This is a genomic window from Pseudomonas sp. PARCl1 (assembly GCF_947311875.1).
Classification (GTDB): Bacteria; Pseudomonadota; Gammaproteobacteria; order Pseudomonadales; family Pseudomonadaceae; genus Aquipseudomonas; species Aquipseudomonas juntendi.
Genome location: NZ_CAMZMX010000023.1, coordinates 23,827 through 39,961, shown reverse-complemented (window position 1 = coordinate 39,961; position 16,135 = coordinate 23,827). Strand labels below are relative to the sequence as shown.

15 protein-coding genes are annotated in these 16,135 nt (G+C 61.9%); 13 read left to right on the top strand and 2 right to left on the bottom strand.

What is annotated here, in order from left to right; translation table 11 throughout:
- The first annotated feature begins 71 nt into the window (after positions 1 to 71).
- From QME24_RS14155 to QME24_RS14125, 7 genes are all read left to right on the top strand, one after another.
- A complete protein-coding gene (locus tag QME24_RS14155) occupies positions 72 to 374 on the top strand; it encodes a c-type cytochrome (protein ID WP_029886304.1) in 303 nt (100 codons plus the stop codon).
- A gap of 31 nt (positions 375 to 405) precedes the next feature.
- On the top strand, positions 406 to 1,023 hold the full coding sequence (locus QME24_RS14150; protein WP_009683585.1) for a c-type cytochrome: 618 nt from the start codon (positions 406 to 408) through the stop codon (positions 1,021 to 1,023).
- A 204-nt stretch (positions 1,024 to 1,227) separates the two neighbouring features.
- Positions 1,228 to 1,863: a thiol:disulfide interchange protein DsbA gene (gene dsbA / locus QME24_RS14145; RefSeq protein WP_280091335.1), complete on the top strand. Its 636-nt coding sequence runs from the start codon at positions 1,228 to 1,230 to the stop codon at positions 1,861 to 1,863.
- 12 nt (positions 1,864 to 1,875) lie between these two features.
- Entirely contained in the window at positions 1,876 to 2,730 is an 855-nt protein-coding gene (locus QME24_RS14140) for an endonuclease/exonuclease/phosphatase family protein (RefSeq protein ID WP_054904504.1), read from the top strand.
- 97 nt (positions 2,731 to 2,827) lie between these two features.
- Complete coding sequence (locus QME24_RS14135) at positions 2,828 to 4,765, top strand: GGDEF domain-containing protein (protein WP_280091334.1); 1,938 nt, start codon at positions 2,828 to 2,830, stop codon at positions 4,763 to 4,765.
- An 80-nt stretch (positions 4,766 to 4,845) separates the two neighbouring features.
- Positions 4,846 to 5,634 (top strand): N-acetylmuramoyl-L-alanine amidase, encoded by a 789-nt coding sequence (locus QME24_RS14130; RefSeq protein ID WP_029886308.1) that lies wholly within the window; start codon positions 4,846 to 4,848, stop codon positions 5,632 to 5,634.
- 136 nt (positions 5,635 to 5,770) lie between these two features.
- Positions 5,771 to 7,372, top strand: a complete 1,602-nt coding sequence (locus QME24_RS14125) for an EAL domain-containing protein (RefSeq protein WP_054904506.1) — start codon at positions 5,771 to 5,773, stop codon at positions 7,370 to 7,372.
- A 14-nt stretch (positions 7,373 to 7,386) separates the two neighbouring features.
- Here QME24_RS14125 and QME24_RS14120 read toward each other — a convergent pair whose 3' ends face one another.
- Entirely contained in the window at positions 7,387 to 9,168 is a 1,782-nt protein-coding gene (locus QME24_RS14120) for a KinB sensor domain-containing domain (protein ID WP_009683579.1), read from the bottom strand.
- The gene (gene algB / locus QME24_RS14115) at positions 9,165 to 10,511 is read right to left on the bottom strand and encodes a sigma-54-dependent response regulator transcription factor AlgB (protein ID WP_029885350.1); all 1,347 of its coding nucleotides are present in this window, start codon (positions 10,509 to 10,511) and stop codon (positions 9,165 to 9,167) included. Before algB ends, QME24_RS14120 begins: the two co-directional genes overlap by 4 nt.
- Positions 10,512 to 10,721: 210 nt before the next feature.
- Between algB and QME24_RS14110 the strand changes: the two genes are divergently transcribed.
- From QME24_RS14110 to QME24_RS14085, 6 genes are all read left to right on the top strand, one after another.
- Entirely contained in the window at positions 10,722 to 11,543 is an 822-nt protein-coding gene (locus QME24_RS14110) for a BON domain-containing protein (RefSeq protein ID WP_054904507.1), read from the top strand.
- A gap of 174 nt (positions 11,544 to 11,717) precedes the next feature.
- Positions 11,718 to 12,008 (top strand): hypothetical protein, encoded by a 291-nt coding sequence (locus tag QME24_RS14105; protein WP_029885352.1) that lies wholly within the window; start codon positions 11,718 to 11,720, stop codon positions 12,006 to 12,008.
- Between the two features lie 41 nt (positions 12,009 to 12,049).
- Entirely contained in the window at positions 12,050 to 12,211 is a 162-nt protein-coding gene (locus tag QME24_RS14100; RefSeq protein ID WP_003252966.1) for a DUF1328 domain-containing protein, read from the top strand.
- A gap of 2 nt (positions 12,212 to 12,213) precedes the next feature.
- Positions 12,214 to 12,684, top strand: coding sequence for an inhibitor of vertebrate lysozyme family protein (locus tag QME24_RS14095; protein ID WP_192441368.1), 471 nt, complete (start codon positions 12,214 to 12,216; stop codon positions 12,682 to 12,684).
- A 746-nt stretch (positions 12,685 to 13,430) separates the two neighbouring features.
- The gene (gene gltP / locus QME24_RS14090; protein ID WP_260777515.1) at positions 13,431 to 14,759 is read left to right on the top strand and encodes a glutamate/aspartate:proton symporter GltP; all 1,329 of its coding nucleotides are present in this window, start codon (positions 13,431 to 13,433) and stop codon (positions 14,757 to 14,759) included.
- A gap of 132 nt (positions 14,760 to 14,891) precedes the next feature.
- Complete coding sequence (locus QME24_RS14085) at positions 14,892 to 16,121, top strand: spore maturation protein (protein WP_054911443.1); 1,230 nt, start codon at positions 14,892 to 14,894, stop codon at positions 16,119 to 16,121.
- Positions 16,122 to 16,135: the final 14 nt, after the last annotated feature.

Sequence of the window (16,135 nt, the reverse complement as noted above, 5' to 3'; positions counted from 1 at the left end):
GCATGGGGTGCCGAACTATAGCTTGCGCATCAGAACGCAGCGCGTCCCCCAACCCTGTCAGGTCGTTTCGCCTGGCGAAATGGCTGCTAGCTGTCGGTATGTTCCTGCCGTATTTCAGCGCACAGGCTACACAGGATGCCGAGGTGTTGTACAACCGCACGTGTGCGGCTTGCCACACCGGGCAATTGCCCCAGGCACCCAGGCAGGGTGACCGGGCAGCCTGGGAGCCAAGGCTGGCGCAAGGTATGGATGTACTCGTCCGGCATGTGACCCAGGGTTTCAAGGCTATGCCGCCGCGTGGATTGTGCATGGACTGCAGTGCCGAGGACTACCGTTTGGTCATCCTTTGGATGAGTGGCAGTCCCGATACATAACATTTCACCCTTAGCCGTGTTGGATTAGCTGATGAACAAACTAGTCGTGAGTCTGCTGTTGACCCTGGGTGTCGCAGGTGCGGCCACTGCTGCGCAACCTATCAAAGGCGATGCCGCTGCCGGCCAGGCCAAGACGGCCGTCTGTGGCGCCTGCCACAACCCCGACGGCAACAGCCTGGCACCCAACTTCCCGAAACTGGCTGGCCAGGGCCAGCGCTACCTGGAAAAACAACTGCACGACATCAAGTCGGGCAAACGTACCGTGCTGGAAATGACCGGCATGCTGGCTGCTTTCAATGACCAGGACCTGGCCGATATCGCCGCCTACTTCGCCAGCCAGAAAGGCAGCGTGGGGGCTGCCGACCCCAAACTGGTCGAGCGCGGTCGCGCGCTGTTCAATGGCGGCGACCTGGAAAAAGGCATGCCCGCCTGCACCGGCTGCCACTCGCCCAATGGCGCGGGTATCGCCCTGGCCGGTTTCCCGCACTTGAGTGGGCAGCATGCCCAGTATGTGACCAAGCAGTTGACCGACTTCCGTGAAGGCAACCGCACCAACGACGGCGATGCCATGACCATGCGCACCATTGCCGGCAAGCTGAGCAACCACGATATCGAGGCATTGGCCAGCTATATCCAGGGCCTGCACTGACTGGCGGCGCAGTCCTGCAGGTGCTGCACATGCCTTCAGGGGCCTGGCATTAACTTTCAGTTAATGTTGCAGGCCAATGATGAAAGGGTGGCTGGGCTACCCTTTTTTCAGTGCGTAGCCGGTACACTACAGAACTCAAGCCCTTCCCGGCCTGTCTCAAGGCAGGTCGCGTAGTGGCGACCCATGATTGCTCAGGAGTAAAGCATGCGTAAACTGATTCTCAGCGCTGCGCTGGTCGCCGCCAGCGCATTCGGTATGACAGCGGTGCAGGCCGCAGAGCCTGCCACTGCCGGCAAGGAATATATCGAGCTGAGCAACCCTGTTCCGGTTTCCGTGCCTGGCAAGATCGAAGTGGTTGAGCTGTTCTGGTACGGCTGCCCTCACTGCTACCATTTCGAGCCGACGCTCAACCCTTGGGTCGAAAAACTGCCCAAGGATGTCAACTTCAAGCGCGTACCGGCCATGTTCGGTGGCCCATGGGATGCCCACGGCCAAATGTTCCTGACGCTCCAAGCCATGGGCGTTGAGCAGAAGGTGCACGCGGCGGTGTTCGATGCTATCCAGAACCAGCGCAAGCGCCTGACTGACCCGCAAGACATGGCCGACTTCCTCGCCACCCAGGGCGTGGACAAGGACAAGTTCCTCTCCACCTTCAACTCGTTCGCCATCCAGGGCCAGATCAAGCAGGCCAAGGAACTGGCGAAGAAGTACGAAATCACTGGCGTACCGAGCATGGTCGTCGACGGCAAGTACCGCTTCGACCTGGGTACCGCAGGTGGGCCCGAAGGCGTGCTGAATGTCGCCGACCAACTGATCGCCAAGGAGCGCGCCGCTAAGTAAGCGGCGTATCCCATGCCCCGCTTCAGAGCTACGCGTGGCATTGGCCTGCACCAGCCGCAGGTCAACGAGCATCACCTGCAGGCACCCGGCCTGCCGGACGATGGTCGCCTACGGCTGCTCAGCTTCAACATTCAGGTCGGCATCAGCACCGAGCGTTATCGGCATTACCTGACCCGTAGCTGGCAGCACCTGCTGCCGCATAACGGGCGCGCCGGCAACTTGCAGAAGATCGGCAAGCTGTTGAGCGATTTCGACCTGGTGGCCCTGCAGGAGGCCGATGGTGGCAGCCTGCGTTCCGGGTTCGTGAACCAGGTCGAGCATTTGGCGCAGCTGGGTGCCTTCCCCTACTGGTACCAACAGCTCAACCGCAACCTTGGGCGTTTTGCCCAGCACAGCAACGGCGTGCTCAGCCGCCTGAAGCCGCAATTGCTCGAAGACCACCCGTTGCCGGGCCCCGCCGGTCGCGGGGCAATTCTGGTGCGGTTCGGTGAAGGCGAGGATGCGCTGATCGTGGTGATGATGCACCTGGCCCTCGGCGCCAAGACCCGCGCCCTGCAGTTGGGCTATATCCGCGAGCTGATTGGCGGCTACCGCCACCAGGTGCTGATGGGCGACATGAACACCCACGCCACCGACCTGCTCGAGCACTCGCCCCTGCGTGACCTGGGCCTGGTGGCCCCGCAGGTCGAAGCTACCTTCCCCAGTTGGCGACCCCAGCGGTGCCTGGACCACATTCTGCTCAGTTCCAGCCTTACACTGGAGCGTGTCGAGGTGTTGGCCCAGCCTATTTCCGACCACCTTCCGGTGGCGGTAGAGATCCGATTGCCTGATGCATTGACTGTGGATACGCTGCCGGCCTTGAGCTGAATCAGCCAAGGCGTCGCACGCCCTCAAGTGTTGGGCGTGCGCGCCGACAGCGTGTAATCAGACAGCCCCAGATGTATCACCCGTCGCGGATCCAGGCATGACCGAAGAAGCCGAGCGCTGGAAAGAAAAATACCTCAAAGCCATCGAGCAGCAAGAAAAGCTCGAACGTCGTTGGGACGCCCGTCTCGACTTGCTGCGCCGTGGCCTGGTGCGCAGTACCCTGGCTGCCGAAGGCAGTGACAAGGTGGTCGACGCGTGCATGAAAGAGATGCGCGAGGTCATTCGCAGCGACAACATGGATGCTGGCCTTGCCGGGCTGATTCCGCGCCTGGAGAAGGCGGTGCTGGATTCGGAGCAGCGCCGCGAAAACCGCATGAACCAGGTTGGCGATGCCCTGGCTGCACTGGTGGGCCAATTACAGAACCTGCCGCTGCCTGGTGATATTGCCCGGCCGCTGAAAAAGCTGGCGAAGAAGCTCGATGGGGGCGTTACCCAGTCACGCGACCTGCCGCCATTGCTGGGTGAGCTGAGCGGTTTGCAGGGGCGTGCGCTGGCCGCCTTGGGCAAGCCGGGTGAAGAAACCCGCCCCGGTTTTCTGCAGCGGTTGTTCGGCAGCCGCGATGACGATGCCCAAGCGGAGCCGGCGCTTGTGCCCGAAGCGGTGCCGGGTGCCCAGGCTCCACCGCACGCAGCGCCACCCAGCCCCGATGCCGACCCGAATGTTGATATCGATGCGTTGCAACCGTTGCCAGCACCTGCTGCACCGGCGGCCGAGTTGCCCGCAGCGCCCGAGCCAGCGCCAGAAGCAGCTGGCCCCGCGCTGATCGATGCGGCCGAAATACCCGCATCGCCAGTGCCGCAGCCAGATGAAGCGCCTGCTGCCGAACACGTGGTCAGCCAGCTGCTGCCGGAGCCTGCACCGCTAGCGGAAATGGAACCAATGTTCGGCGAAGACGGCCCTTATGCCCTCCCCGACGCGGTGGAGCCGCCGTACAGTCAGGTCGCTGCACACATCGAGCAAACCTTGCTCGGCCTGCTCGACGACCTCAGCCTGCCCGAGCGGCACAAGGCCCAGGCACTGGAGATGCGTGCGCGGGTGGCCCGCGGCCTGAACTGGTATGAGCTGATCCCGGTACTGGATGACCTTGCAGTGCTGATGCTGGCGATCACTGACAGTGGCCAGCATGAATTTGAAACCTACTTGCAGCAGCTCAACGAGCGCCTGGAGGGGTTCCAGAGCCATCTGCATGAAGCCAGCGCCGGCCATGCCGACAACAGCAGTGCCGCCCGCGCGCTGGACACCCAGTTGCGCGAGCACGTAGACGGGTTGCAGAGCAGCGTGCAAGGTGCCGCCGATGTCGACAGCCTCAAGCACATCCTGGAGAACCGCCTGGAAGGCTTGTTGGTGACCATGGACGAGCACAAGCACGAGCGTGATCGCCGCGAGCAGGAACTGGCCAACCGCCTGCAGGGGTTGTCGGAGCGTGTGGCAAGCATGGAGCACGAGGCACTCGGTTACCGCGAACACTTGGAAGAGCAGCGGCAAAAGGCCCTGCTCGACCCGCTCACCGGTCTGCCCAACCGGGCGGCCTGGAGCGAGCGGGTGGAACGGGAAATGCTCGAATGGCAGGCCCAGGGCGGCCATCTGGCAATGGCGATCCTCGACCTTGACCATTTCAAGCGCATCAATGACAGCTATGGGCACCTGGCCGGGGACAAAGTGCTGAAGATCGTTGCCGGCCAGTTGCGCAAGTGCTTGCGCGGCCGTGACTTCATAGCCCGGTTCGGTGGCGAAGAGTTTGTCCTGTTGCTGCCGCAGACGGCCCCGCCGGCGGCTGCGCAAGCCGCTGAACTGCTGCGGGCGACCATCGAGGCCTGCCCGTTCCACTTCAAGGGTGAACGGGTGGTGATCACCACCTCCATCGGGTTGGCGGCGTTCCGCGCTGGCGAGCGCGCAGACCAGGTGCTCAAGCGCGCCGACACCGCGTTGTACCGGGCCAAGGAACTCGGGCGTAATCGCGTGGAACAAAACTGATGGGCAGCCACTGACTCGCGGCAAACATTGCTGCTGGCGAGCACGTTATACTGTAGCGCTCTTACGCCGAGGCCTCCGACGTGCTTTCCACGCTGAAAAAAACCCTGATCACCTTTCTGCTGTTCACCGTCGCCGGTTGCTCCACGGGCCTGCGCATCGACCGCAGCCACCCTTCGGCGAACCAGGACAACCGTATCCAGTTCGTTGTTTTGCATTACACCAATGCCTCGCTGGAACGCTCGCTGGCATTGCTCACCCACGGTGAGGTCAGTAGCCATTACCTGATTGGTGATGGCCCGGCGACGGTGTACCAGTTGGTGGACGAGAGCCGTCGCGCCTGGCATGCCGGTGACAGCCAGTGGCAGGGGCGCACATGGCTGAATTCGTCGTCCATCGGCATCGAAATCGTCAACCCAGGCTTTGCCGACACACCCAACGGGCGGGTCTGGTACCCCTATAGCGAGGCGCAGATCCAGGCGCTGATCGCGTTGCTCAAGGACATCGTCAAACGTAACAATATCGAGCCCCGGCATATCATTGGCCACAGCGATATCGCCCCATTGCGCAAGCTTGACCCGGGCCCTTTGTTCCCGTGGAAACGCCTGGCCGATGCTGGGTTGGGGGTCTGGCCAGATGCCAACGCCGTGGCGCAGCAACAAGCGTACTTCAACGTCAACCCGCCCAGCGTTGGCTGGTATCAGCAGGAGCTGGCGCGGTTTGGTTATCAGATCGAGCAAACAGGCGTGCTCGATGTAGCCACCCGGCATGTCATCGCTGCCTTCCAGATGCGCTTCCGCCCGCAACGTTTCGACGGCATGCCGGATGCGCAGACGGCGGCCATGCTGCAGGTGCTCAACCGGACCCGTTGACTGTCACCAGGCCGCGCGCGGTGACAGGGGCGTTGCCCGTGCTGGCCGGGGCCTGGCATGGGCAAGCGAAGCGCTAAACGGCGCAGGTGATTACTGATTCAGTTGCTATACCTTAGTTATCAACTGGATGCCGTCCATGTCGTCTGCCATTGGCTTGCTGCGTCAAATTTTCTACCGTCCCTGGATGCTCGCCACGCTGGCAGCACTGGCCAGCGCCGCCCTGTTGCTTTCTGCCAGCGTCGGCATCGCCCTGCAGCAGCTGAAACAGAGCGAAACCGAGCAGATGAACGCCCAGGGCGAGCGTTTTCTCGAGCGCCTGGAGCAGGTATTCGGCCAATTGCGCGAGGGTGTCGACCAGTTGCAGGCACAGCCGCTGCGTGGATGCAGCCCGGCCATGTTGGCCGCCTTGCAGCAGGTGGGCTTGAGTTCGCGGTTCATTTACGAAGCGGCCTACGTGGACGGCAATGTCGCCTGTTCAAACCGGGGTAACGAGCGCGCGTTCGTGCCCTTGCGGCCGCCGGACATCAAGGGGCCGGTCTACAGCTACTGGCTCAACACCACCACCGAGCCGAACGAGAACCTCGCCGCGCTGATGCTCGGCCGGGGCAGGTTCCTGGTCTCGACCTCACGTGGGCACCTGACCGATGTGGTCGACCTGCCACCGGGTGGCAGCCTGGTGGTAGTTCTCGACAACGGTGCCCGCGCCATTCCGGTCCTGGGCCCGCCACCGGTATGGCCGCCGCCCTCGGCCTGGTCGCATAGCCACAAGTCGCTGCTCGAACTCAGTGACCGCCTGATCTACCGCATGCCAACCAAGTCGCCTGACTACCAACTGGTGCTGATCGCCCCGCGTGTCAGCTTGCCCCTGCGCATGAACGGCATGCTCTGGCTGTTGTTCCCGGGTAGCGTATTGGCCGCCTGCTTCATCGGCTGGCTGGTGTTGCAGCTGATCTTGCAGCGGCGCTCGATGAGCTCAGAGCTGCAGGGTGCACTGCGCCGTGGCGAGCTGCAGGTGCTCTACCAACCGATCATCGAGCTTGGCAGCCGGCGTTGTGTGGGCGCCGAGGCCCTGGTGCGCTGGCGCCGCCCGGACGGTACCTTGACCAGCCCCGACCTGTTCATACCGCTGGCGGAAGACACCGGGCAGATCCGCCAGATCACGGACTTCGTGCTGCAACGTGTGCTTGAACAACTTGGGCCGTTGCTGCGTTCGCACCCCAACCTTTATATCTCGATCAACCTGGCGGCTTGCGATGTGATGGAGCCGCGCATCGGCCGAGTATCGGCGCGCCTGCTGGCGTTGCACCGGGTGGCGCCCAGCCAGATTGCCTTCGAGGTGACCGAGCGGGGTTTGATCGACGTGGTAGTGGCCCGCGAAAATCTGCAGGCACTGCGCGCCGCAGGGCATCAGGTGCTGATCGACGATTTTGGTACTGGCTATTGCAGCCTGGCTTACCTGCAGACGTTGCCGGTGGACTGCCTGAAGATCGACAAGGCGTTCATAGACGCTCTTGGCCATGATGCCGCCAGCAGTGGCGTTGCCCCACACATCATTCGCATGGCCCACGACCTCCACCTGCGGGTGATTGCCGAAGGTATCGAGAGTGAGGACCAAGCGGCGCTGTTGAGCGGTGAAGGGGTCAACTACGGCCAGGGCTGGCTATTTGCCCGGCCGTTGACGGCCAGGCAGTTTGCCCAGATGGTCACACGCGGGCATCTGCCGCGACGACCCGCGTAGGGTGTAGGCGTGCGTCAGACTGGCAATGCCATATAGAACTGCGTGCCCTGCCCCGGCCGCGAAAAAACGCCCATGCGCCCGCCATGCAGTTGCACGATCTCCTTGCACAGCGCCAGGCCCAGCCCCGCCCCACCTTTTTTGCGGCCAACCTGCACGAAGGGCTCGAAAATGCGCCCTTGCTGGCCGTAGGCGATGCCTTCGCCGTTATCCTCGACACTGATGATCACCCGCTCCGCATGGCGGCGGGCGTGCAAGCGGATGCGCCCGCCCTTGGGGGTATGGCGGATGGCGTTGTGCAGCAGGTTGTCCAGCACCCGATCAAGTTGCGCGGGGTCGGCTTGGATGCGCGGCAGTGGCTGCTCCAGGTCGCTGACCAACTCGATCTGCTTGTGCGCAGCCTGGTCGGCAACCCGCAGTTGTGCCCGCTCCACCAGCTCGTCGATGGCACAGGGAGCCAGCTCCAGTTTCTGTAGCCCGCTTTGATAGCGCGAGAAGTTGAGCAGGTCGTTGATCAGTTGGGTAAGGCGCTGCATTTCTTCGCCGATGGTTTCCAGCAAGTCATTCTCCCGCGCTTCTGGCGGGAACTTGACGCGCTCGCGCAACAGGCCGAAGGCCATGTGCATGCCGGTAACGGGCGTACGCAACTCATGGGAGGCGCGCAGCACGAATTCACTGCGCACACGCTCGAAGGCGCGCTGCTCGGTTACGTCGTGCAGCACCATCACTGCGCCAAGAATCGGCCCCTGTGGGTGGCTGACCGGGGTCAGGCTGTAGGTAAGCAGGCGCGATTCTTCATCCACCTCCATGTTCAGGTCGTCTGGTGGCCGGTCCAGGCTGCCGCCCCGCAGCACTTGGCGCAGCTGCTGTTCCAGCTCTGGCCGTTGCAACGCTTCGGCAAGGCTGCTGCCTACCCGGCTGTCATTCCAGCCCAGCTGGCGCTGGGCTACCGGGTTGAGGTGTTCCAGCCGGCCCTGGCGGTCGATGATCAACAGGCCATCGTCGATGCTGTCCAGCACCGCCTGCAAGCGTTGCTGGCCGGCCAGCAGCTCGTCGACGTTGGTGGCCTGGTGCTTGCGCAAGGCATCGGCCATCAAGCCGAAGCGGCGGGTGAGCTGGTTGAGTTCGGCCGCCTGGGTGACTGGCAGGGTGACATCGAAATTGCCCTTGCCCAACTGGTCGGCGGCCGTGGCCAGCGCCTCGATCGGCTGGCCGAAGCGCCGCGCGATGTTGTGCGCACTGATAAAGCCGAGTACCAGCACCACCAGGCCCATCAAGCCCAGCACACCGCTGACCAGCAAGGCGCGGTCACGGCTGCGCTCCTCGCTGCGGGTAATCAGGTCCAGGGCCTGCCTGTGGGAGTCGATCAGGTCGGTGCGGACCTGATTGAATGCAGCGCCCAGCGGCTGGTCCACACCCATGCTGCGGGCAGGGGCCGGGCTGTCGCGGTAAGCCTGGAGGAAGGCTTGATAGTTGCTGTTGGCTTTGCTGAAACCGGTGCGCTCGCCGCCTTGCTCCAGCCCCTTGGCCAGAAGGGACTGGAAGTTGTCCTGCAGCGATCGCAGGTTTTCCGGGGCGGTGTCGTCATCCAGAATCAGGTTCAACTGCTCGCCAAGGTTCTGCCGCAGCTTGAGCCCCACCTCCAAGGAGTGGGTGGTGTCGCGCACCAGTTGCTGTTGCATCGTGGCCATCTGCAGAACACTGACCAGGCCCAGCAGCAGACCGAGCAGCGCCACGGTGACCAGTGCCGAGATACTGAGGAAAAGCCGCGTGCGCAGCTTCATGGGTGGCCATTTCATAAGTTGTATTGCTTGCGTTTGCGGTACAGGGTGGAGGCGTCGATGCCCAAGGTCTTCGCGGCCTGGTCCAGGGTGTCGCTGGCGGCCAGTACGGCACCGATGTGCGCACGCTCCAACTCGTCGAGGCTAAGCGCGGCGCCAACGCGTGGGGCGTTGCCAGCCGGCTGCTCACCCATGCCCAGGTGGCTGATTTCTACCCGCTCTTGCGGGCATATGATGCTGGCTCTTTCCACTACGTTGCGCAATTCGCGAATGTTGCCGGGCCAGCGGTAGTTGAGCAGCGCCGCGCGGGCTTCTTCACTGAAGCCGCGTGCTGGCCGGGAATACTCCTTGACGAAACGGGCGAGGAAGCGGTCGGCGAGGGTCAGAATGTCCTCGCTGCGCTCGCGCAGGGGCGGTAGGTGCAGGGTGATGACGTTCAGGCGGTAGAGCAGGTCTTCGCGGAAGCGGCTTTCGCGCACCATCTCTTCAAGGTTGAGGTTGGTGGCAGCCAGGATGCGCACGTCCGCCCGGCGGGTAACCGGGTCACCCACGCGCTCGTATTCCTTGTCCTGAATGAAGCGCAGCAGCTTGGGCTGCAAGGTCAGTGGGAAGTCGCCGATCTCGTCGAGGAACAGCGTGCCGCCGTCAGCCTGGCTCACCCGCCCAAGCGTGCTTTCACTGGCGCCGGTGAAGGCGCCGCGGGTATGGCCGAACAGCTCGCTCTCCATCAGCTCCGCATTCAGCGACGGGCAGTTGATGGTCACACAGGCTTTGCGTGCACGCTTGCTCCAGCCATGAATGGCGCGGGCCAGCTCGCCTTTACCGGTGCCGGACTCGCCGAGGATGAGGATGTTGGCGTCAGTGGTCGCGACCTGGCGGGCGGTTTCCAGCACGGCCATCATCGCCGGGCTGTGTGAGTCGAGGCCGTCCTTGGGTTTGCGTACTTCACCTTCCAGCGCTTCGAGGCGGGCCGAGAGTTGCCGCACTTCCAGTTGCTTGGCGGTGGCCAGGCGCAGTTGGTCTGGGCTGCAGGGCTTGACCAGATAGTCGGCGGCACCCGCCTGGATGGCGTCCACTGCCGTGTCGATTGCCGAGTGCGCGGTAACGATCACCACGCGCATCCAGGGCGCCTGAATGCGCATCTGCGCCAGTACATCAAGTCCGTTGTCCTCACCCAGGCGCAAATCCAGGAAGCACAGGTCGAACACCTGGCGCTGCAACAGGCTCTCGGCCTGGGCGGCGCTATTGGCGGTGGCCACGCTGTAGCCCTCGTCCTCCAGGCAATAGCGGAAAGTGCGCAGGATCGCGGACTCGTCATCCACCAGCAGAATGCGGCCTTGGTTGTCCTGGGCTGATTCCATTTCCTGCGCTCCTTAAGGGTAGATCTTTATTTAGTGTGGGAAAAATCGGGCAAGTTGCATGGTCAATTCTGAAGGATTCTGTCCTTTGCATGCTAGCCAATGGCTAAACGACGCCTTCAGGCCCCATTTCCCGGTGCTTTGCTTAGAGGCATAGGGTGGCACATTGGTTGCGATGATTTTCAGCTTTTGCCTACAAAAGGAGGTAACGCCATGACCTTTGCCCTACGCAGCGCTGTGTTAGCAGCCGCTTTGCTTCCCGTGTTCACCCCCGCTCTCGCGGACCCCGTGCATGACGCCCGGCTTGAAGGGGCGCTGCAAACGGCGTTGTCGCTAAACCGCATGCTCAACCCGTTCCGTATCAAAGTCGAGGTAGACGGCAAACAGGCGCGGCTTTCCGGCGAGGTAGAAAACGAGGTGGAGCGCCGGTTGGCCGAAGACGTGGCCTTGGCTACCCGAGGTGTCGAGCAGGTCGATAACCAACTGCAGGTCAACGCTGAACTGGTCGAGCGCCCGCTCGAGCTGCGGGCCTATGCCCAGCGCCTGGAGGACGCCACCCTGGCAGCGGTGATCCGTGCGCGGTTGCTGTGGAGCCGTACCACCGAGAAGGCTGCAATCGAAGTGCAAAGCAGCGAGGGCGTGGTGACCTTGCGGGGTAAAGTCGACAGCGCCGAGGCCAAGGAGCTGGCGGGCGTGGTGGCGCGCACAACCGATGGCGTGCACATGGTGAACAATCTTGTCAGCCTCGACAGCGCTGCCATGGCCAAAGCGCGGGAAACCCCTGTGGGGACACCAAGCGGCCCGCAGCCAAGCGACCCCTGGATCATCGACAAGATCCAGAGTAGCTACCGCTACAGCCGCAACCTTGATGGGCTGAACCTCAAAGTGGCCAGTGAAGAGGGCATGGTGCGGTTGTCCGGCGAGGTGGTCAGTGCGGAGCAAAAAACCATTGCCGTGGAAATGGCCCGGCAGATCATTGGCGTGCGGGGGGTGGATGCCGATCTGCTGAAGGTCGCGACCAAGGTCGAAGGCTGATCGTGCAATTCGCACGACCCCAGCATGGCCATCGTGCAGGATACGTCCTGATACGCCTGTGGCCAAATTGTTAAGTTATTGTTTTTAAAGGATTTTTATTTATTTATGAGGCTGGCATGCAGGCTGCAATTACCTGTTCAGGTTTGAACAAAAATTACAGCAGGAGGAGCCGGCATGAATCGCCAGTCCGTCAACCACTCGCAAGTCGCCACTCTGTCACTGCGCCACCTGGTGTCGGTAGGGATCGCACTGGTTTTGACCTTGGCTGCCGGCCTCTTCTACTACAGCTGGCAAACAGCGCGTCTGGCCGACCAGGTGGCTGCACAGACAGCTCTGCTGAGCCAGATCCAGTCGACCCGGGCCAACAGTTTCGTCAAGGCGGCGGACCCGTTGCCCTCCCAGGGCAAGGCGGCATCGCCGGCCACTCTGGAACACGTCGTGCCTCAAGACCGCTGGGTGTTCTAAGGCGGACCGTTTGAAGTTTTGAAAAAGAAAGGAGAAACACCATGCTGAGCTGGGCTATCACTTTCCTCATCATCGCCATTGTCGCTGCCGTTCTGGGCTTCGGTGGTATCGCCGGCGCTGCTACAGGTATTGCGAAGATCCTGTTCATTGTCTTCCTGGTCCTGTTTGTAGCCTCCTTCTTCTTTGGACGCGGTCGAGGTTGACAATGAGCAGGAAGCTACACACTGCCCTGGCTGCTGCCCTGCTGATGGGTAGCAGTGCAGCGGCACTGGCTGCCAATGATGGCCAGGTCCGTGCCAACCAGCTGCTGGGTTCGGACCCGGAATACCGGGAAACCTGGCAGGACACGATCAAAGGCGAGGAGCGCCTGCCCGATTGGGTGGTCAACCTCACTGGCAGCTCGGAGCAGCAAATGTCTGCTGTTACGGAAGATGGCGACGAGTACTTGGTCGGCCCCCTGTGCGAGGCCCAGGACAAGTGCACCTACAAGCGCCTGATCGTTGCGTTCAGCTGGGACAAGGATGATGCCTACGGCATGCTCGTGGAGGTGCCTGAAGGCTTGCCCAAGGACAAGTCGCCAACCCGGCATGCGCAGTACCGCTGGCTGGGCAAGCCGGATGACGGCATGAAGACGATGCTGCAGGAGCAGCTCAAGCGTGACCCGAATTGGTACTGAGCCGTGGTTGCCAGTGCCGGTGAGTGGTCACCCACTGACACGAAATAGAAGCTGAACCTTTGTAGCGTTCAGCCTTCTATGATGCGCCGCCCCGAGGAGGGGTTGCACATGACCAAGGGGCCGGGCTGTTCTGGTTGAGACATGATCGGAGTGGCCTAGGGGTACAGGGAGTGCCTCCAGCGTTGGGCCGGGTCAGGAACGGCGGAATCGGAAGCTTCAGGTCGGCGGTATCGCTGGGATACCCAAGCCGACCTGACTTCCGAGGAGCCACGTAGGAAATGCCTCTTTCCTTGCGCGTGTTCTTCCCCGAGACACATTTTGTCTCGACCGTACATCAAATTTTTTCCCTCCGTATCGACTCCCTCACCTGTGGCATTTCGGCCATTCGGATTGTCGAACGCGTCATATTTGTCACTTCTTTTTAGAGTGCCAGATCCGCCTGAATATGGCTGTCTCGTCTTGTTCGGGATCCCGAACGTTATAAATCAACGACTTACAAACCTACCTCGTCGGTCGAAAACGGTATGCATAACCTGCATGGGGTATGCGCTTCAGGCATTAGATTTCCCCCCCTGCCATCGCAATAGTTGCCGCCTTTTTCGCTGGCCAGGGCGCCCTGTCGCTCGCCTGCGGTGTCCTTACATAACGTCGCCGGACGGAAACCGTTATTGCGTGTGACTTGGCCAAGGGCTCTGTCACGCCTGTTTCCACCCGGTGTCATGACCACTAGAACAAAGGGTAAAGACATGAAGAAGGCAAAACTGAGCCTCGCCTGGCAGATCGTCATCGGTCTGGTGCTGGGTGTTGCAATCGGCGCGCTGCTGAACCACTTCAGTGCAGAAAAGGCCTGGTGGATCAGTAACGTCCTCCAGCCCGCCGGTGACATCTTCATTCGCCTGATCAAGATGATCGTCGTCCCGATCGTGATTTCGTCGCTGATCGTGGGTATCGCCGGGGTTGGCGATGCGAAGAAACTGGGCAGCATTGGCCTGAAGACCATCATCTACTTCGAGGTGGTGACCACGATCGCCATCGTCGTCGGCCTGGTGCTGGCAAACCTGTTCCACCCCGGTGCCGGTATCGACATGAGCACGCTGGGTACCGTGGATATTTCCAAGTATCAGGCGACCGCGGCCGAAGTGCAGCATGAGCACGCCTTCATCGAGACCCTGCTCAACCTGATCCCGTCGAACATCTTCGCAGCGCTGATGCGTGGCGAAATGCTGCCGATCATCTTCTTCTCGGTCATGTTCGGGCTGGGGCTGTCGAGCCTGCAGGCAGAGCTGCGTGACCCGCTGGTACGTACCTTCCAGGCCGTATCGGAAACCATGTTCAAGGTCACCCACATGATCATGAACTACGCACCGATCGGTGTGTTCGCCCTGATCGCCGTGACTGTCGCCAACTTCGGCTTCAGCTCGCTGCTGCCGCTGGCCAAGCTGGTGCTGCTGGTGTACTTCGCCATTGCCTTCTTCGCCTTCATGGTACTGGGCCTGGTGGCTCGCCTGTTTGGCTTCTCGGTGATCAAGATCATGCGCATCATGAAAGATGAGCTGATCCTGGCCTACTCCACTTCCAGTTCGGAAACCGTGCTGCCACGGGTGATCGAGAAAATGGAGAAGTACGGTGCACCAAAGTCGATCTGCTCGTTCGTGGTACCGACCGGCTACTCCTTCAACCTCGACGGTTCGACCCTGTACCAGAGCATTGCGGCGATCTTCATTGCCCAGCTGTACGGTATCGACCTGTCGTGGAGCCAGCAGCTGCTGCTGGTGCTGACCCTGATGGTCACGTCCAAAGGTATTGCTGGTGTGCCAGGCGTTTCGTTCGTGGTACTGCTGGCCACCCTCGGCAGCGTGGGCATTCCGCTGGAAGGCCTGGCCTTCATCGCCGGCGTCGACCGCATCATGGACATGGCCCGCACCGCGCTGAACGTGATCGGCAACGCCCTGGCGGCATTGGTCATCTCACGTTGGGAAGGCATGTACGATGCGGCCAAGGGTGAGCAGTACTACGTCTCGCTCATGGCTGACAAACAGCAAACTGCGGTGGTTGGCGAAGCGGCCAAGCGCTGAGTTCATACCCCGCTGTACAAAAAGCCCCGACCCGTCGGGGCTTTTTGTTGTCTGTGATGTTGCGCGGCCGCGGTCTGCAGCCTTGCGCCCCGATACGCTATCATTCGGGCACTTTTCTGGGGGAACACACGGATGCTCAATGGCCTTTGGCTCGGCTTTTTCCTGGTGGCGGCAGTGTCCGCCCTGGCCCAATGGCTGATAGGCGGCAACGCGGGCATTTTTGCGGCCATGGTCGAGAGCATCTTTGCCATGGCCAAGCTCTCGGTCGAGGTGATGGTGCTGCTGTTTGGCACTCTGACCCTGTGGCTGGGCTTTCTCAAAATTGCCGAAAAGGCCGGCATCGTCGAATGGCTGGCCAAGGTACTGGGCCCGTTGTTTGCGCGCTTGATGCCGGAAGTACCACCCGGCCACCCGGCACTGGGCCTGATCACCATGAACTTCGCGGCCAACGGCCTGGGGCTGGACAACGCCGCCACACCGATTGGCCTCAAAGCCATGCGCGCGTTGCAGGAGCTGAACCCCAGCAGCACCACGGCGAGCAACGCGCAGATCCTGTTCCTGGTGCTCAACGCCTCTTCGTTGACCCTGCTGCCTGTGACCATCTTCATGTACCGCGCCCAGCAAGGCGCGCCCGACCCGACCATGGTGTTCCTGCCGATCCTACTGGCCACCAGTGTCTCGACCCTGGTCGGGCTGTTGTCGGTGGCCGTCATGCAACGCCTGCGTTTGTGGGACCCGGTCGTACTTGCCTACTTCATCCCCGGTGCGCTGCTGCTGGGTGGCTTCATGGCCTTCCTGGGCACATTGTCGGCAGCGGCACTGGCCAGCTTGTCGTCGATCCTGGGTAACTTGACGCTGTTTGGCGTGATCCTGCTGTTCGTGGTGATCGGTGCGTTGCGGCAGGTGAAGGTATATGAAGCCTTTGTCGAGGGCGCCAAAGAGGGCTTTGACGTCGCCAAGAACCTGCTGCCCTACCTGGTGGCCATGCTGGTGGCTGTGGGCGTGCTGAGAGCCTCGGGCGCGCTGGAATTGGCGTTGGACGGTATTCGCCATGCGGTCAACTGGCTGGGCCTGGACACGCGCTTCGTCGAAGGCCTGCCGACAGCGTTGGTCAAGCCGTTCTCCGGGAGCGCGGCGCGGGCAATGCTGATCGAGACCATGCAGAGCCAAGGGGTGGACAGCTTCCCTGCCCTGGTGGCGGCAACCATCCAGGGCAGTACCGAGACGACTTTCTATGTGCTGGCGGTGTATTTCGGCGCGGTGGGCATCCAGCGTGTGCGGCATGCGGTGGGGTGTGCGCTGCTGGCCGAGTTCTCTGGTGTAGTGGCAGCCATCTGCGTGTGTTACTGGTTCTTTGCCTGAACGATCTGCAGGCC